This window comes from Pseudomonas sp. PDM14 (assembly GCF_014851905.1).
Classification (GTDB): Bacteria; Pseudomonadota; Gammaproteobacteria; order Pseudomonadales; family Pseudomonadaceae; genus Aquipseudomonas.
Window position 1 is genome coordinate 1,433,978 of sequence record NZ_JACVAQ010000002.1, and the last position, 15,675, is coordinate 1,449,652.

15 protein-coding genes are annotated in these 15,675 nt (G+C 66.6%); 7 read left to right on the forward strand and 8 right to left on the reverse strand.

Annotated elements, in window-relative coordinates:
* Positions 1–76 precede the first annotated feature (76 nt).
* On the forward strand, positions 77–934 hold the full coding sequence (locus tag IB229_RS19235) for a DMT family transporter (protein ID WP_192331502.1): 858 nt from the start codon (positions 77–79) through the stop codon (positions 932–934).
* Positions 935–1,114: 180 nt separating this feature from the next.
* On the opposite strand, the gene IB229_RS19240 is transcribed toward IB229_RS19235, so the two are convergent.
* From IB229_RS19240 to IB229_RS19265, 6 genes are all read right to left on the reverse strand, one after another.
* Positions 1,115–2,230, reverse strand: coding sequence for a dihydrolipoamide acetyltransferase family protein (locus IB229_RS19240; protein ID WP_192331503.1), 1,116 nt, complete (start codon positions 2,228–2,230; stop codon positions 1,115–1,117).
* Between the two features lie 108 nt (positions 2,231–2,338).
* The gene (locus IB229_RS19245; RefSeq protein ID WP_192331504.1) at positions 2,339–3,328 is read right to left on the reverse strand and encodes an alpha-ketoacid dehydrogenase subunit beta; all 990 of its coding nucleotides are present in this window, start codon (positions 3,326–3,328) and stop codon (positions 2,339–2,341) included.
* Complete coding sequence (gene pdhA, locus IB229_RS19250; RefSeq protein WP_192331505.1) at positions 3,321–4,418, reverse strand: pyruvate dehydrogenase (acetyl-transferring) E1 component subunit alpha; 1,098 nt, start codon at positions 4,416–4,418, stop codon at positions 3,321–3,323. The genes IB229_RS19245 and pdhA overlap by 8 nt, the downstream gene beginning before the upstream one ends.
* 108 nt (positions 4,419–4,526) lie before the next feature.
* A complete protein-coding gene (locus tag IB229_RS19255; RefSeq protein ID WP_192331506.1) occupies positions 4,527–5,549 on the reverse strand; it encodes a Leu/Phe/Val dehydrogenase in 1,023 nt (340 codons plus the stop codon).
* Positions 5,550–5,720: 171 nt separating this feature from the next.
* Positions 5,721–6,710: an NAD-dependent epimerase/dehydratase family protein gene (locus tag IB229_RS19260; RefSeq protein ID WP_192331507.1), complete on the reverse strand. Its 990-nt coding sequence runs from the start codon at positions 6,708–6,710 to the stop codon at positions 5,721–5,723.
* Between the two features lie 89 nt (positions 6,711–6,799).
* Positions 6,800–7,696, reverse strand: coding sequence for a LysR family transcriptional regulator ArgP (locus IB229_RS19265; protein ID WP_192331508.1), 897 nt, complete (start codon positions 7,694–7,696; stop codon positions 6,800–6,802).
* 97 nt (positions 7,697–7,793) lie between these two features.
* Here IB229_RS19265 and IB229_RS19270 point away from each other — a divergent pair, with 97 nt between their 5' ends.
* The 4 genes from IB229_RS19270 (at position 7,794) to IB229_RS19285 (ending at position 10,516) form a co-directional block, all read left to right on the forward strand.
* Positions 7,794–8,195 carry an ACT domain-containing protein gene (locus IB229_RS19270; protein ID WP_192331509.1) on the forward strand — a complete coding sequence of 134 codons (402 nt, stop codon included), beginning with the start codon at positions 7,794–7,796 and terminating at the stop codon, positions 8,193–8,195.
* A 5-nt stretch (positions 8,196–8,200) separates the two neighbouring features.
* On the forward strand, positions 8,201–8,812 hold the full coding sequence (locus IB229_RS19275; RefSeq protein WP_192331628.1) for a LysE/ArgO family amino acid transporter: 612 nt from the start codon (positions 8,201–8,203) through the stop codon (positions 8,810–8,812).
* Positions 8,813–8,871: 59 nt separating this feature from the next.
* Complete coding sequence (locus IB229_RS19280; protein ID WP_192331510.1) at positions 8,872–9,714, forward strand: EamA family transporter; 843 nt, start codon at positions 8,872–8,874, stop codon at positions 9,712–9,714.
* Positions 9,715–9,934: 220 nt separating this feature from the next.
* A complete protein-coding gene (locus tag IB229_RS19285; RefSeq protein WP_192331511.1) occupies positions 9,935–10,516 on the forward strand; it encodes a superoxide dismutase in 582 nt (193 codons plus the stop codon).
* A 54-nt stretch (positions 10,517–10,570) separates the two neighbouring features.
* On the opposite strand, the gene IB229_RS21960 is transcribed toward IB229_RS19285, so the two are convergent.
* Both IB229_RS21960 and IB229_RS19295 read right to left on the reverse strand, forming a co-directional pair.
* Positions 10,571–10,921 (reverse strand): hypothetical protein, encoded by a 351-nt coding sequence (locus IB229_RS21960; protein ID WP_225579181.1) that lies wholly within the window; start codon positions 10,919–10,921, stop codon positions 10,571–10,573.
* 293 nt (positions 10,922–11,214) lie between these two features.
* On the reverse strand, positions 11,215–12,510 hold the full coding sequence (locus IB229_RS19295; protein WP_192331512.1) for an ammonium transporter: 1,296 nt from the start codon (positions 12,508–12,510) through the stop codon (positions 11,215–11,217).
* Positions 12,511–12,767: 257 nt separating this feature from the next.
* On the opposite strand from IB229_RS19295, the gene IB229_RS19300 reads away from it, so the two are divergent.
* A complete protein-coding gene (locus IB229_RS19300; protein WP_192331513.1) occupies positions 12,768–14,831 on the forward strand; it encodes a putative bifunctional diguanylate cyclase/phosphodiesterase in 2,064 nt (687 codons plus the stop codon).
* A gap of 105 nt (positions 14,832–14,936) precedes the next feature.
* Positions 14,937–15,674, forward strand: a complete 738-nt coding sequence (locus IB229_RS19305) for a substrate-binding periplasmic protein (protein WP_192331514.1) — start codon at positions 14,937–14,939, stop codon at positions 15,672–15,674.
* The last annotated feature ends 1 nt before the right edge of the window (position 15,675 follow it).

Genomic DNA, 15,675 nt, shown 5'->3' on the forward strand with positions numbered 1-15,675 from the left:
GCTTCGTTACGGGCCCCGCGCCTGACCACATCGTGCTGGCAACGAAGCCTGCTGCGTTTTTCGACAGGTATCGATCATGGATTTCAACAAGAGCTTCTGGGGCGCCTGCGCCTCGACTTCGCTGTTCGTGCTGCTCTGGAGCAGCGGGGCGATCTTCGCCCGACTCGGCCTCGACCACGCCTCGGCCCTGGCCTTTCTCATCCTGCGCTTCGCCGTGGCGCTTGGCGCCCTGGCCCTGTTCGCGCTGTGGAGCCGAACCTGGCTGCCGCAACCCGGCACACGCCTGCGCACCGCCGGCACCGGCCTGCTGCTGATCGCCGGCTATTCCATCGGTTACCTGCTGGCGCTCGACAACGGCATCACCCCTGGCGTGCTGGCCACCCTGCTCGGCGTGCAACCGATCCTGACCCAGCTGTTGCTGGAACGGCGCTTCCCACTCAACCGCCTGCTCGGCCTGGGCATGGCCCTGCTCGGCCTGGTGCTGGTGGTGTGGCAGAGCATCGGCCTGGCGCATTTTTCCACCCTGGGGATGAGCTTCGCCCTGCTCGCGCTGGGCTGCATGACAGTGGGTGCGATCCTGCAGAAAGGCTCACAGCAGGCACCATTGCAGACGCTGCCGCTGCAGTACGCGGTGAGCCTGGGTGCCTGCGCGTTGCTGCTGCCGTTCAAACCGTTCGAGGTGCAGTGGTCGGTCGACTTCCTGATCCCGCTACTGTGGCTCGGCCTGGTGATCTCGGTGGTGGCGCAATTGCTGCTGTACCGGCTGATCCGCGCCGGCAACCTGGTCAACGTCACCAGCCTGTTCTACCTGGTGCCGGGGGTGACGGCGGCGATGGACTACCTGTTCCTCGGCAATCGCATGTCGCTGCTCAGCCTGGCCGGGATGGTGGCGATCCTGATCGGCCTGGCGCTGGTGTTCCGGCAGAAACGCTAGGCGTGGGTGGTGGAAAATGCTGCACAGCTTTCCACCCGACGTCAGGTCGCCGCGGCGAGCATGCCTGCAATGCAGGGTGGATAACGCGCTGCCTATCCACCAGCTCTTGCCGCGCTTACCCAGCAAACAAAAACGCCCGCGGCATCACTGCCGCGGGCGTTCGCGTTTCAGTGCGACGAATCAGCCTTCCGGCGCCTCCAGCGCCGCGACCAGCGCCTTGAGGAAGCGCGCCGCCTCGCCGCCGGTGGCCGCGCGATGGTCGACGGTCAGCGACAGCGGCAGGATCGGGTGCACCGCCGGCTTGCCCTCCCAGGCCACCACTTCGTCGCGAATGCCACCGGCACCGATGATCGCCACCTGCGGCGGCACCACGATCGGGTTGGCGTAGCGGCCGAATAGCGTGCCGAAGTTGGACAGGGTGATGGTCGCCCCCATCATTTCCTGCGGCGGAATCGAACGCGCCTTCACGTCCGCACGCAGGCGCGCCATGCCGTCCTTGAGGTCCGCCGCATCACGGGTGCCAACATCACGCAGCACCGGGACGAACAGGCCGTCCGGGGTGTCGACGGCGATACCCAGGTCGAGCTTGTCGTGCTGGCGGATCGACAGGTTCTTGCCGTCGAACCAGCTGTTGAGCACCGGTTCCACCGTGCACGCGTGGGCAATCGCCTTAGCCAGGCGGATCAGTGGGTCTCGCGCCTGGCCCCAGCGGTGCAGGTCGGCATCGCCGTAGATAGTCACCGGCACCACCTCGGCATGCGACTTGGCCATGTTGATCGCCATGCTGCGGCGCACGCCGCGCACCCGCTCGCCGCCGAACTTGTCGCGCGCGGTCTGCGCCGCCGCCTCGACATCGGCACTGGTGACCAGGCCATCGGCGCCGCTGCCGGCCAGCGAGGCCAGTTCCACGCCGAGCTTGCGCGCCAGCTGGCGTACCGCCGGAGTCGCGCGTGGTGCCAGGTGCTCGCGGGTGGACGGCGCGGCGCCCACGAAGAAATTGTCCTCCTGGCTGGCGCCATGTCCGCCGCCATCCAGGCGACCAACCACGGTGCCGGCGTCGTCTTCCCCTTCGTAGGCCAGCAGCGGCTCGCCAACGTGGAGGATGTCGCCCTCGCCGCCGAAGCACTTGCCCACCACGCCGTCATAGGGCGCGGGGATGTCGACGATAGCCTTGGCGGTTTCCACCGAGACCAGCAACTGGTCGGTCTTCACCGTGTCGCCGGCCTTGACGTGCCACTCGACGATCTCGGCTTCCTGCAGGCCTTCGCCCAGGTCGGGCAGTTTGAAATATTTCATTATTGTTCTCCTTGTCTCCCATCTCCCTCAGGGAGAGGCGCTGGGGTGAGGGCAAGCCCGCCCAGGCTCGCCACCCTCACCCCAACCCTCTCCGGGGAGAGGGTGTGATCATGCGTAGTTGAGGGTGCTGTCGCAGGCGGCCAGGATGTCGTCGACGCCGGGGATGTAGAGCTGTTCCAGGCGGTACAACGGCGGCGGAATGTCCGGCGCGGTAACCCGCTGGATCGGCGCCTGCAGATCGAGCAAGGCGCGCTCGTAGAGGCTGGCGGCGATCTCGGCGCCGACCCCGCACGAACGCGGCGCCTCGTGCACGATCACGCAGCGCCCGGTCTTGCGCACCGAGGCCTCTAGGGTGTCGAGGTCGAGCGGCTTGACGCAGGCGACGTCGATCACCTCGGCGGACACGCCCTGCTCGGCCAGTCGATCAGCGGCCTGCAGGGTTTCGTGCACGCTGGCACCCCAGCTGATCAGGGTGATGTCGCTGCCCTCGCGCAGGGTGAAGCAGGTGTCGAGCGGCAGGCGCTTGCCATCGTCGACCAGCACCTGCGGGTTCATCCGGTACAGCCGCGTCGGCTCGAGGAAGATCACCGGATCGGGATCGTCGATGGCCGCCAGCAGCAGACCGTAGGCACGTGCCGGCGAGGACGGGATGACCACACGCAGGCCCGGCACGTGGGCAAACAGCGCCTCGGTGCTTTCGCTGTGGTGCTCCGGCGCACGGATACCGGCGCCCATCGGGCTGCGCAGCACCATCGGGCAACTGAGGCGCCCGCGCGTGCGGTTGCGCAGGCGCGCGGCGTGGGTCACCAGGTGTTCCATGGCAGCGAAGACGAAGCCGAGGAACTGGATTTCCATCACCGGTTTCAAGCCTTGTGCGGCCATGCCCACGGACAGGCCGGCGATCATGGTTTCTGCCAGCGGTGTATCGATCACCCGCTTGAAGCCGAAGCTGTCGCGCAGGCCGGCGGTGGCGCGGAACACCCCGCCGTTGACGCCGACGTCCTCACCGAGCACCACCACGTTTTCGTCTTCTTGCATGGCGCGGTGCAGCGCCAGGTTGACCGCATCGAGCAGGGCGTACTTCTTCACGTCACTCATGGCCAGCACCTCCCTCGCGGCGCGCCGCCCGCTCGAGCAACGCCTCGCGCTGGTCGGCAAGCACCGCCGGCCACTGCGCGTAGACGTGGTCGATGATCGACTCCACCGGCTGGTTGCCGGCGCTTTCGAAGTTGTCCACGGCCTGCTGCACCAGGGCCTGGCATTCGCCGATCAGCGCCTGCTCGCGGCCTTCGTCCCACACGCCCTGGCTGGCGAGGAAGGTCTGCATGCGCTTGATCGGTTCTTCCTCCCAGGCTTTCTTCACCTCGTCGGCACTGCGGTAGCGGGTGGCATCGTCGGCAGTGGTGTGGTCACCGAGGCGATAGCTCAGGCATTCGAGCAGCACCGGGCCCTTGCCCTGGCGGGCGCGGTCCAGCGCCACCTGCATGCGGTCGTAGACGGCGAGGATGTCGTTGCCGTCGACCTGTTCACCGTGGAAGCCGGCGCCAATCGCCTTCTGCGCCAGGCTCGGCGCGCCACTCTGGATGCGCCGCGGGGTGGAGATCGCCCACTGGTTGTTGTTGACCACGAACACCACCGGCAACTGCCAGGCACCAGCGACATTGAGCGCCTCGAGGAAGTCGCCCTTGCTGGTGGCGCCGTCACCGCAAGTGGTCACGGTGGCGCGGTGTTCGCCGCGGATCTTGAACGCTGTGGCCACGCCGCAGGCATGCAGCGACTGAGTGGCGATGGGCACGCACAGCGGGAAGTCCTCGGCCACCGCCGGGTCAACGTAGACGCTGCCGCGCTCGTCGCCGCCCCAGTAGAGGAGGATCTCTTCCATCCTCACCCCGCGCATCAGCTGCACGGCGGTGTCGCGGTAGTACGGCACGAGCACGTCGTCGCCGCGCATCAGGCTGCCAATGGCGACACCGATGGCCTCCTGGCCGAGCGTCGGTGCGTAGGTGCCGATGCGCCCGGTGCGCTGCAGGGCCACCGCCTTCTGGTCGAACAGGCGGGTGAGGACCATTTGCCGGTACAGGCGGGTGAGCAGGTTGAAGTCGTCGGCCCAGGCGGGAAGCTCGCCGGTGAGGCGGCCATCGGGCGCTAGATAGCGGGTGTACGGGAGGTCGATCTTGTTATGGGTCATTGCGTGCATCCTCAGGACTCGCGTCCTCAACACACCGGTGGGTGTGATGGCGTTACCCCGCTGCTTGTGGCGGCGGGAGGGTTTGGCGGCCAGGCTTCGGGTAGAAGCCTAGCCGCCGTAAAGCAGGTGCTCGGCCAGCGCATCGGCGATTCGCGCGGGTGAGCGCTTGTCGGCCTGAGCGTGGGCGTAGATGTCGCTCAAGCGTAACCCGATCTGCGCCAGATGGGCAGTGACGGCCTGCAAGCTTTCGCCACGGTGGGTCAGGGCCACATGGATCAGGCCGCCGGCGTTGATCACGTAGTCCGGCGCATAGAGGATGCCGCGCGCGTCCAGCTCGTCGGCGATCTCCACACTGGCCAATTGATTGTTGGCGGCACCGGCGATGGCGGCGCACTGCAGACGCCCGACGCTCTCGCCATTCAGCACGCCACCCAGGCCGCACGGGGCGAGGATGTCGCAAGGCACGTCGAGCAGCTCCGCGCTGTTCACCGCCACCGCGCCAAGCTCCTCCACCGCCAGTTGCACGCGTCCGCCATCGAGGTCGGCGACCACCAGCTCGACGCCAGACGCCGCCAGCTGTTCGGCGAGGGCGAAGCCGACGTTACCCAGACCCTGGATCGCCACGCGCAGGCCCTGCAGGTCGGTACTGCCAAAGCGCGCTTCTGCCGTGGCGCGAATGCCGGCGTAAACGCCCAGGGCGGTGTGCGGCGACGGGTCACCGGCAGCCGTGGTGCTGGTGACGTGGCGGGTGTGCTGGGCGATGCAGTCCATGTCGGCGCTGGAGGTGCCGCTGTCCATGGCGGTGATGTAGCGCCCGCCCAGGGTGTCGATCATGCGGCCGAAGGCTTCGAACAGCGCGCCGCGGTTGTCCACATGCGCCGGGCGGATGATCACCGCCTTGCCGCCGCCCTGGGCGAGCCCGGCCAGCGCGGCCTTGTAGCTCGTCCCCGTAGCCAGGCGGATGGCATCGCGCACGGCGCTGTCGGTATCGGCATAGGCGAGGTAGCGGCAGCCGCCGAGTGCGGGGCCGCGACGGGTGTTGTGGATGGCAATGATGGCCTGCAGGCCGGTGAGCGGGTCCTGCGCCAGGTGCAAGGCTTCGAGCCGGGCGCTTTCCATCAGGGCGAACATGCGGGTCTTTCCTGGCGGGTTTAACAGCCAGTATAGGCAGCACGCCGCGGCGGCCTGGGTCGACTGGGCATAAGTTCGGCCCGGTTGATAACCGAACCTTAGGGTGCGCCGCGCGCATCAGAAGCCACCGCATTGTCAGCGAAGTGCACGGCGCCCCCTACATCCAGCAGCTCAGCGGCCCTGTACCTTCCACCACTGGCAGAACTCTTCCAGTGCCGTCCACACCGGCACCTGCGGGTCATAGTCGAGGTACTGGCGGGCGCGACTGATATCGAGGGAGAAGTCGCGCGCCATCACCGCCACGCCGAGGCGGAACAGGCTTGGCTCGGGCCGACCGGGCAGCAGCTTGCACACCGTCTCGTTGAGCACGGCCGCTCCGTAGGCCACGCCGAACGGCATGTGCCGGGTCACGGGCGGCAGGTCGAACTGGCGCAGCACGAAGTTGACCACGTCCCACAGCGGCAGCGGCGTGCCGTTGCTGATGTTGTACACCTTGCCGAGCGCCGGGCCGGCGGCCAGCAGGCTGCTGAGCAAGGCATCGTTGAGGTTCTGCATGCTGGTGAAGTCGACCTTATTCAGGCCGTTGCCGATGATCGCCAGGCGCCCCTTGCGGTGCATGTTGATCAGCCGCGGGAAGATGCTGGTGTCGCCGGCACCGGTGACGAAGCGCGGGCGCAGGGCGACCACTTCCAGGCCGAATTCCTGTGCCTCGAAGACCTTCTGCTCGGCGATGTATTTGGTCGCGCCGTAATGGTCGACGAAGCGCTTGGGCACCTGCTCTTCCTTGAGGCCGACATGCGACTTGCCATCAAAGTACACCGACGGCGAGGACAGATGCACCAGGCGGCGCACGCCTTGCCCCAGGCAGCCCTCAATGATGTTCTGGGTGACCACCACGTTGGCCTGGTGGAAATGCTGATAGCTGCCCCACACGCCGACCGCGCCGGCGCAATGCACCACGGCCTCGACATCGCGGCACAGGCGGTGCGCCAGGTCGGGATCGTCGAGGTCGCCCTGGACGAACTCGGCGCCGCGGTTGGTCAGGTGCTTCACCGCGTCCGGGCGGCGGCCGGTGACCCGCACCGTCAGCCCCTGCTCCAGGGCGAAGCGGGCGAAACGTCCGCCGATGAACCCACTCGCCCCTGTCACCAGAATCTTCATTGCACGCTCCCCATTGATTCTTCTTGTGCCTGCGACTCTAGCAGTCGCCTTGGCGCACCGCGCTGACCATCCGAGCCAAGCGCATGGCCCTAACCCGGCAACGGCACCAGCCAGTGCTGCGCCTGGCGCTGCAGGTGGGTGGTCAGCTCCGCCAGCAGCTCGCCGCCGCTGCGCCAGTGGTGCCAGTACAGCGGCACATCCAGCGGCCGCCCCGGAATGATCTCGACCAGCGCACCCCGCGCCAGTTCGTCCTGCACCTGCAGTTCCGGCACCAGGCCCCAGCCGAAACCGGCCTCGGCCAGGCGCACGAAGCCTTCCGACGATGGGCACAGGTGATGGGCGAAGCCGCCACTGACGCCGAGATCGGCGAGGTAACGGTGCTGCAGCAGGTCGTCCGGGCCGAAGACGATGGCCGGCACCCGCACCAGCCGCTCGGGCGCCACGCCCTGGGCGAAGTGCCGGGCGACGAACGCCGGGCTGGCCAGAGCACGGTAGCGCATGGCGCCCAACGGCAACGACCGTGCGCCGGCCACCGGGCGTTCGGCCGCGCACACACAGGCGGCCACCTCACCGGCGCGCATGCGCTTGAGGCCGACCTCCTGGTCCTCCACCACCAGATCGAGCAGCAGCCGTTGCTCGGCGCAGAAGTCACCAACCGTGCCCGCCCACCAAGTCGCCAGGCTGTCGGCGTTGAGGGCGATGCGCAGGCGCTCGGGCAAGCCGCCTTCGTCCAGTGCTGGCACCTGGCCCTGCAGGTCGCGTTCGAGCAGGCGCACCTGCTGCACATGGTTGAGCAGGCGCCGGCCGATCTCCGTTGGCGCGGGCGGCGTGGCGCGCACCAGCACCGGCTGGCCGACGCGGGCTTCGAGCAGCTTGACCCGCTGCGAAACCGCCGACTGCGACAGGCCGAGCAACTGCGCCGCGCGCTCGAAGCCGCCCTGCTCCACCACGGCGGCCAGGGCGGCAAGCAATTTGTAGTCGAACAAATCAGTTTTCCTAATGAGCGATCAGCATGATTAATTTTTCTTATACAGCGTTGCGCCCCAGACTGGCCACCATTGCTCATCCACAGGACGTATCGACATGACCGGCGAAACCTCACTCGCAGTGCTGCTGCGCAGCCTCGCACCCCACCTCAACGAGGGCGACTACGTGTTCTGCAGCGTGCACGATGCGGCCCAGGTGGCCGGCGCCGAGCTGATCGGCAGCATCCGCGAGGCGGAAGGCCTCAGCGTGATCCTCGCCCGCGGCGAAGCTGATCGTCTCGGCTTGGCCTACGACTACATCGCCGCCTGGATCAGCCTCACCGTGCATTCGGCGCTGTCGGCGGTGGGTTTGACCGCGGCCTTCGCCAACGCCCTGGCGGCCGAAGGCATCAGCTGCAACGTGATCGCCGGCTACCACCACGATCACCTGTTCGTTGCCCGCGCAGACGCCGAGCGCGCCATGGCCGCCCTGCGCCAGCTGGCCGCCGGCAGAGCGTGATCGAGATGTGGCAGAGCTACTTCAACGGCGTGCTGGTGGCCGCCGGCCTGATCGTCGCCATCGGAGCACAGAACGTCTTCGTCCTGGCGCAGAGCCTGCGCCGTGAACACCACCTGCCGGTCGCCGCCCTGTGCGTGCTGTGCGATGCGCTGCTGGTTGCCGCCGGGGTATTCGGCCTGGCCGCGCTGCTGACGCAGAGCCCGCAACTGCTGGCGGTGGCACGCTGGGGCGGCGCGGCCTTCCTGCTCTGGTACGGGGGCAAGGCGCTGCTGCGTGCGCTGCGGCCGCAAGCGTTGCACCAGGATGACGAGCAGGCGCCGCGCTCGCTGCACGCAGTATTGCTGGCCGCGCTGGCGGTGACCCTGCTCAACCCGCATGTGTACCTCGACACCGTACTGCTGATCGGCTCGCTCGGTGCCCAGCAGCCACAGCCGGGCGCCTATGCCCTCGGCGCGGCGAGCGCATCGCTGCTGTGGTTCTTCAGCCTGGCCCTCGGCGCCGCCTGGCTCGCCCCCTGGCTGGCACGCCCGGCGACCTGGCGCGTGCTCGACCTGAGCGTGGCGGCGATGATGTTCGCGGTGGCCTGGCAACTGATCGTCCACGCCCCCGGCGCATGACCACGAGCCGCCGCGGCGTTATGCTGCGGCGCTCGACACCAGCCTGGGAGCGATCATCCGTGGATACGACCGTGTTTGCCGTGGTGATGGCCGCCGCGGTGTTGCACGCGGGCTGGAACGCCCTGCTGAAGATCGGCCTCGACCGTTTTCTCACCGCCTCGCTGATTCAGATCGGCGCCGGGCTGGTCGCTCTGCTGGCGCTGCCCTTCGTCACCCTGCCGGTCGCCGCCGCCTGGCCTTACATCCTCCTCTCCGCGCTGCTGCACATCGGCTACAACCTGTTCCTCTCGCGGGCCTATCAGCACGGCGACCTCGGCCAGGTCTACCCGCTGTCACGCGGCAGCTCACCGCTGCTGGTGGCCCTGCTGGCGCTGCTCGCCGGCGATGCCCTGCGCCTACAACAATGGCCGGGGCTGCTGGTGCTGGTCACCGGCATCTGGCTGATGGCCTGGCGCGGCGGACAACGTGGCACCCGTCTCGACCGTCGCCTGCTGGGCAACGCCCTGGCCACCGCTTCCTTCATTGCCGGCTATACCCTGGCCGATGCCCTCGGTGCTCGCGCCAATGCCGACGCAATCGGCTATGCGGTGTGGCTGTTCGCGGTCAACGGCCTGGTCATGGCGGCGGTCATCGCCCTGCGCCGCGGCCCGCGCATCTTTCTTCAGCTCGGCCCGCACTGGCGCGGCGGGCTCGCGGGCGGCGCGATGTCGATGCTGGCCTACAGCCTGGTGATCTGGGCGATGACCCATGCGCCCATCGCCCTGGTTTCCGCCTTGCGCGAGACCAGCGTGCTGTTCGCCCTGCTGATCGGCTACCTGTTCCTGCGCGAGCCCATGCCATTGCCGCGGCTGCTTGCCTGCGCAGTCATCGTCGTCGGTGTGGCGCTGATGAAACTGGCCTGAAGCAGTTCGCACTTCCAGCGCCGTCGCCGGTCCCAATCAAGAGCCTGCGAAGCGCCTGGCATCGGCTTTCCCACACAGTTGCTGCGTGGATAAGGCCCAGGCCCGGTGCTATGATCGCGGCCTTGCGGTGAAAAGAGTACAAACTCGAAGCCGCCATTCGGCCGCCCGTGAACGGCCTCGCGCTAGTCGCACATCCCCGCCCTGATGAAGGAGATAGACCATGGCTTTCGAATTGCCGCCGCTGCCGTACGAGAAAAACGCCCTCGAGCCGCACCTGTCCGCCGAGACCCTGGAATTCCACCACGACAAGCACCACAACACCTACGTCGTGAACCTGAACAACCTGGTGCCCGGCACCGAGTTCGAAGGCAAGAGCCTGGAAGAAATCGTCAAGACGTCGTCCGGTGGCATCTTCAACAACGCCGCTCAGGTCTGGAACCACACCTTCTACTGGAACTGCCTGAGCCCGAACGGCGGTGGTCAGCCGACTGGCGCCCTGGCCGACGCGATCAACGCAGCCTTCGGCTCGTTCGACAAGTTCAAGGAAGAGTTCAGCAAAGTCTCCATCGGCACCTTCGGTTCCGGCTGGGGCTGGCTGGTGAAGAAAGCTGACGGTTCCCTCGCTCTGGCCAGCACCATCGGCGCCGGCAACCCGATCACCAGCGGCGACACCCCGCTGCTGACCTGCGACGTCTGGGAACACGCCTACTACATCGACTACCGCAACCTGCGCCCGAAGTACGTCGAGGCGTTCTGGAACCTGGTCAACTGGGACTTCGTGGCGAAAAACTTCGCAGCCTGAGTCACCCAGCGCTAACAAAAAACCCGGCCTTTGCCGGGTTTTTTGCATTCTGCCTCAGAGCAATTTCTGCGGCGCCATCGCCAGAGCCAGACGCTCGGTCTTCTGCACCGCGCGGGTCAGCACCTGGTCGGCCGTGACCGGGCCGAGGTACTCGCACAGCCCTATATAAAGCAGGTTGAGCAGCATGCGCAGCTGCTCCAGGCCCAACGCGGTCAGCCCCAGCGTACCGCCCTGCTCCAGCCAGCCACGCAGCCGCAGGCGCAACTCGGTATCGACCTGCATGCCATTGAGGTTGCCGGCGGCGAAGCGGCGCAGGCGCGGCACCATCTCTGCGTCGAGCAGGCCAAACAGCGTCTCGGTCAGCGCCTCGAAGGTTTCCCGTGCCTGCGCATCCGGGCCGGACACCTCCTCCGCGCCCTGGCCATCGCCCCGGCGCCAGGCGCAGACGCGGCGTCGGGTCCGGCAACAGGGCCGAGGCCGGCCCGGTCAGCGCGCCGACCAGCTCGCGGTACAGCCGCGCACGCTCCAGCTTGCGCTCGCTGCGCTTGACCACCTCGGCGAGGAACTCGTTGAGGGCGAACGGCGGCTTGTCCGAATACTTGGCCTCCCACAGGGACAGCAGCGGCAGCAGCTCTTCCTCGGGGAAGTGCCCGGCCAGGCCGGTGTAGATCGCACGGCGGCGGGTTGTCAGGCTCATCTCAGCTCCTCCGCAACAGATCGGCGCCGTCGAACGTCACCGTCTGGTTGAACTCGGGATAGCCCACTTCCGCGTGCTCGGCGAAATCCAGACCGCGCTGCTCGTCCTGGGTCGAAGTGCGCAGGCCGATGGTCTTGGCGATCAGGAAGTAGAGGATCAGCGCCATCGGAAAGGCCCAGGCGAACGCCATACCGGCGCCGAGCAGCTGCACGCTGACACGCGTCCAGCTGAACAGATCACCGGTGAAGAACAGCCCGGCGGCCACCGTGCCCCAGACACCGGCGAAGCCGTGTACCGACACCGCGCCGACCACATCGTCAAGCTGCCAGCGGTCGAGCAGGCGCATACCGAATACCACGACAAAGCCGGCAACCAGCCCGGTGAGCATGGCGTAGCCCGGCAGCATGGTGGCGCACCCGGCGGTAATGCCAACCAGGCCACCCAGCGAACCATTGACCGTGGAGGTCAGGAGTATCGGCTTGGACGTGGTACGCAGGGCAAGCATCGCGCCGATCGCACCGCAGGCCGCCGCCAGGTGTGTATTGAGGGCGATCAGGCCGAGGCTTTCGGTCATGCCCAGGGTGCTGCCGGCGTTGAAGCCGAACCAGCCGAGCCACAGCACGAAGCCACCCAGGGTGACCAGGCCGAGGTTGTGCCCGGGAATCACCCGCGGCGTGCCGTCAGCGGCGAAGCGACCAAGGCGCGGGCCGAGCACCAGGATGCCGGCCAGGGCGCACCAGGCGCCGACGCTATGCACCACGGTCGAACCGGCAAAGTCGATGAAGCCGAGCTTGGCCAGCCAACCCTGGCCGCCGTAGATGCCGCTCCACACCCAGCTGCCGAATACCGGGTAGATGAAGCCGCTGATCACCACAGCGCCGATCATGTAGGCGCCGTAACGCGTACGCTCGGCCATGGCGCCGCTGGCGATGGTCGCGGCCGTGGCAGCGAACATCATCTGGAACAGCAGGAAGGTGAAGTCCCAGGGTTGGCCTTCGTGCGGGGCGAAGTGGCTCATGCCGAACCAGCCGGTGAGGTTGCTGCCGAACATCAGGCCGAAGCCGACCAGCCAGAACACCACGCCACCGACACAGCCATCCATGTAGTTCTTCATCATCACGTTGACCGCATTCTTGGTCCGCGACATGCCGCTTTCCAACAAGGCGAAACCGGCCTGCATGAAGAACACCAGGGCGCTGGCCAATACCACCCAAGCGGTGCTGGTGGCGCTATCGCTGGCCGCGTGAGCGGTCGGCGCGAAAAACAGGGCACTCAATGACAAGAGATAGATCTTCATGGCCAACCCCCGTTAACTGGTGAGGTAGTGGTCATCGCAACTCTTGTGCCACAGTACGAGGGCCTGCACAGGCCTGCCGATGCGTTCTGCGCACCATTAGTGAGCAAGCAAAGCGTATCAGCCGCTTTACACGCGCCATGCCTGAACAGCCGTGGAAAATTCTGCTATTAAGCGTACTGGCCCTTTGACGGCTTCCCCGCATTTGCCAATACTCACAAGCGATCAGACGCCTCCGGCAGAGAACAAGGAATCCGCATTTGAAGCTGGAACTTAAAAATAGCCTCTCGCTCAAGCTGCTCCGTGTCGTCCTGTTGTCGGCGCTGGTCGTCGGTGTGGTCCTGAGCTGCGCGCAGATAGTCTTCGACATCTACAAGACGCGCCAGGCAGTGGCCAACGATGCGCACCGCATCCTCGGCATGTTCCGCGACCCCTCGACCCAGGCCGTCTACAGCCTCGACCGCGAGATGGGCATGCAGGTCATCGAGGGTCTGTTCCAGCATGAAGCCGTGCGTTTCGCCGCCATCGGTCACCCCAACGAACCGATGCTCGCCGAGCGCGAGCGCGAGCTGGTCGAATCGCCCACCCGCTGGATGACCGACCCGATCCTCGGTAAAGAGCAGGCCTTCAGTACCCAACTGGTCGGCCGCGGCCCTTACAGCGAATACTACGGTGACCTCAACATCACCCTCGACACCGCCAGCTATGGCGAGAACTTCATCACCACCTCGGTGATCATCTTCATCTCCGGCGTGCTCCGCGCACTGGCCATGGGCCTGGTGCTGTACCTGGTCTACCACTGGCTGCTGACCAAGCCGCTGTCGAAAATCATCGAGCACCTGACCAACATCAACCCGGACCGGCCCAGCGAACACAAGCTGCCCATGTTGCCGGGCAACGAGCGCAACGAACTGGGCCTGTGGATCAACACGGCAAACCAGCTGCTCGAATCGATCGAACGCAACACCCACCTGCGCCGCGAGGCCGAGAACAGTCTGATGCGCATGTCGCAGTACGACTTCCTCACCGGCCTGCCCAACCGCCAGCAACTGCAGCAGCAACTCGACCAGATCCTCGACGACGCCGGTCGCCTGCAACGTCGCGTGGCCGTGCTCTGCGTCGGCCTCGACGACTTCAAGGGCGTCAACGAACAGTTCAGCTACCAGACCGGCGACCAATTGCTCCTGGCCCTCTCCGACCGCCTGCGCAGCCACAGCAGCAAACTCGGTGCGCTGGCCCGTCTGGGCGGCGACCAGTTCGCCCTGGTCCAGGCCGACATCGAGCAACCCTACGAAGCCGCCGAACTGGCGCAGAGCATTCTCGACAGCCTGGAAACCCCCTTCTCGCTCGAACGCCAGGAAGTACGCCTGCGCGCCACCATCGGCATCACCCTGTTCCCGGAAGACGGCGACACCACCGAGAAGCTGCTGCAGAAAGCCGAGCAGACCATGACCCTGGCCAAGAGCCGCTCGCGCAACCGCTACCAGTTCTACATCGCCAGCGTCGACAGCGAGATGCGCCGCCGCCGCGAGCTGGAAAAGGACCTGCGCGACGCGCTCAAGCGCAACGAGCTGCACCTGGTCTACCAACCGCAGGTCGATTACCGCGACCACCGCGTGGTCGGCGTCGAAGCCCTGCTGCGCTGGCAGCACCCGCAGCATGGCCTGGTGCCGCCGGACCTGTTCATCCCGCTGGCCGAACAGAACGGCAGCATCATCGCCATCGGCGAATGGGTGCTCGACCAGTCCTGTCGCCAGCTGCGCGAATGGCACGACCAGGGCTTCACCGAACTGCGCATGGCGGTCAACCTGTCCACCGTGCAACTGCACCACACCGAGCTGCCGCGCATGGTCAACAACCTGCTGCAGGTGTACCGCCTGCCGATGCGCAGCCTGGAGCTGGAAGTCACCGAAACCGGCCTGATGGAAGACATCACCACCGCCGCCCAGCACCTGCTCAGCCTGCGCCGCGCCGGCGCGCTGATCGCCATCGACGACTTCGGTACCGGCTACTCCTCGCTGAGCTACCTGAAGAGCCTGCCGCTGGACAAGATCAAGATCGACAAGAGCTTCGTGCAGGACCTGCTCGAAGACGAGGATGACGCCACCATCGTGCGCGCCATCATCCAGCTCGGTAAGAGCCTGGGCATGCAAGTTATCGCCGAGGGTGTGGAGACCTCCGAACAGGAGGCCTACATCATCGCCCAGGGCTGCAACGAGGGGCAGGGCTACCTCTACAGCAAGCCATTGCCGGCGCGTGAAGTGACGCTCTACCTGAAGCAGGCGCGCCGCCTGAGCAACGCTGGTAACCCCGCCACGCTTTGATAGTCCGGGTGGCAGGAGCCACCCTTTCTCATCGCCCTACTGCCCAGCAGCGGTGTGTGTTGTTCCAGCTCGGACGCATCACCCTGTTCTGATCACGCCACCACGATGAAGAAAGCCCTGCCTCTGCTGGCGCTCCTTTGCGCCCCACTCGTCTGCGCGGCCAACAGCACGGACTGCCACCTGCGCGTCGGCTGGGAAGAGTGGTACCCCCTGATTTACCAACAGAACGAACAACTGGTCGGCAGCGAGTACAGCGAGCTGCAGGCGCTGGCGCACGATGCCGGCTACACCCTGGCGTTCATCGAAGAGCCCTGGGCCCGCGCCCTGCAAAAGCTGAAACAGGGCCGTCTGGACCTGCTCTACGGCGCCAGCCATTCGCTCGAGCGAGAGGCCTTCGCCCGCTTCAGCCAGCCGTACCGGGTGGAAGAGATGGTGCTGGTCATCGCCGGCGTGCCGTCCGCGCCGCCCGTCGCCAACCTGTCGCTGCGCCAGTGGCTGAACGAGCCACGCGCCGACGGTCGCCCGCGCACCCTCGGGGTGATTCGCGGCTTCTACTACGGCGAGGAGCTGGAACCCATCGTGCGCGACCCGCAGGCAACGGCGCAGCGCCTGGAAGTGCGCTGGGATCAGCAGTTGCTGGACGTGCTGGCACGCGGGCGCATCGACGGCTACCTGCTCGAGGACAGTGTCGCTCGCGCCATGCAGCGCGAGAGCACGCAACCGCTGCAAAGTTTCGGGGTCAGCGAGCACACCGAAGAACCCATGCACCTGATGTTCTCGCGCGCCGTGCCGGAGAGCGTGGTGCAGCGCTTCAACGCCGCCATCGCCCGCCGACCACGCTAGA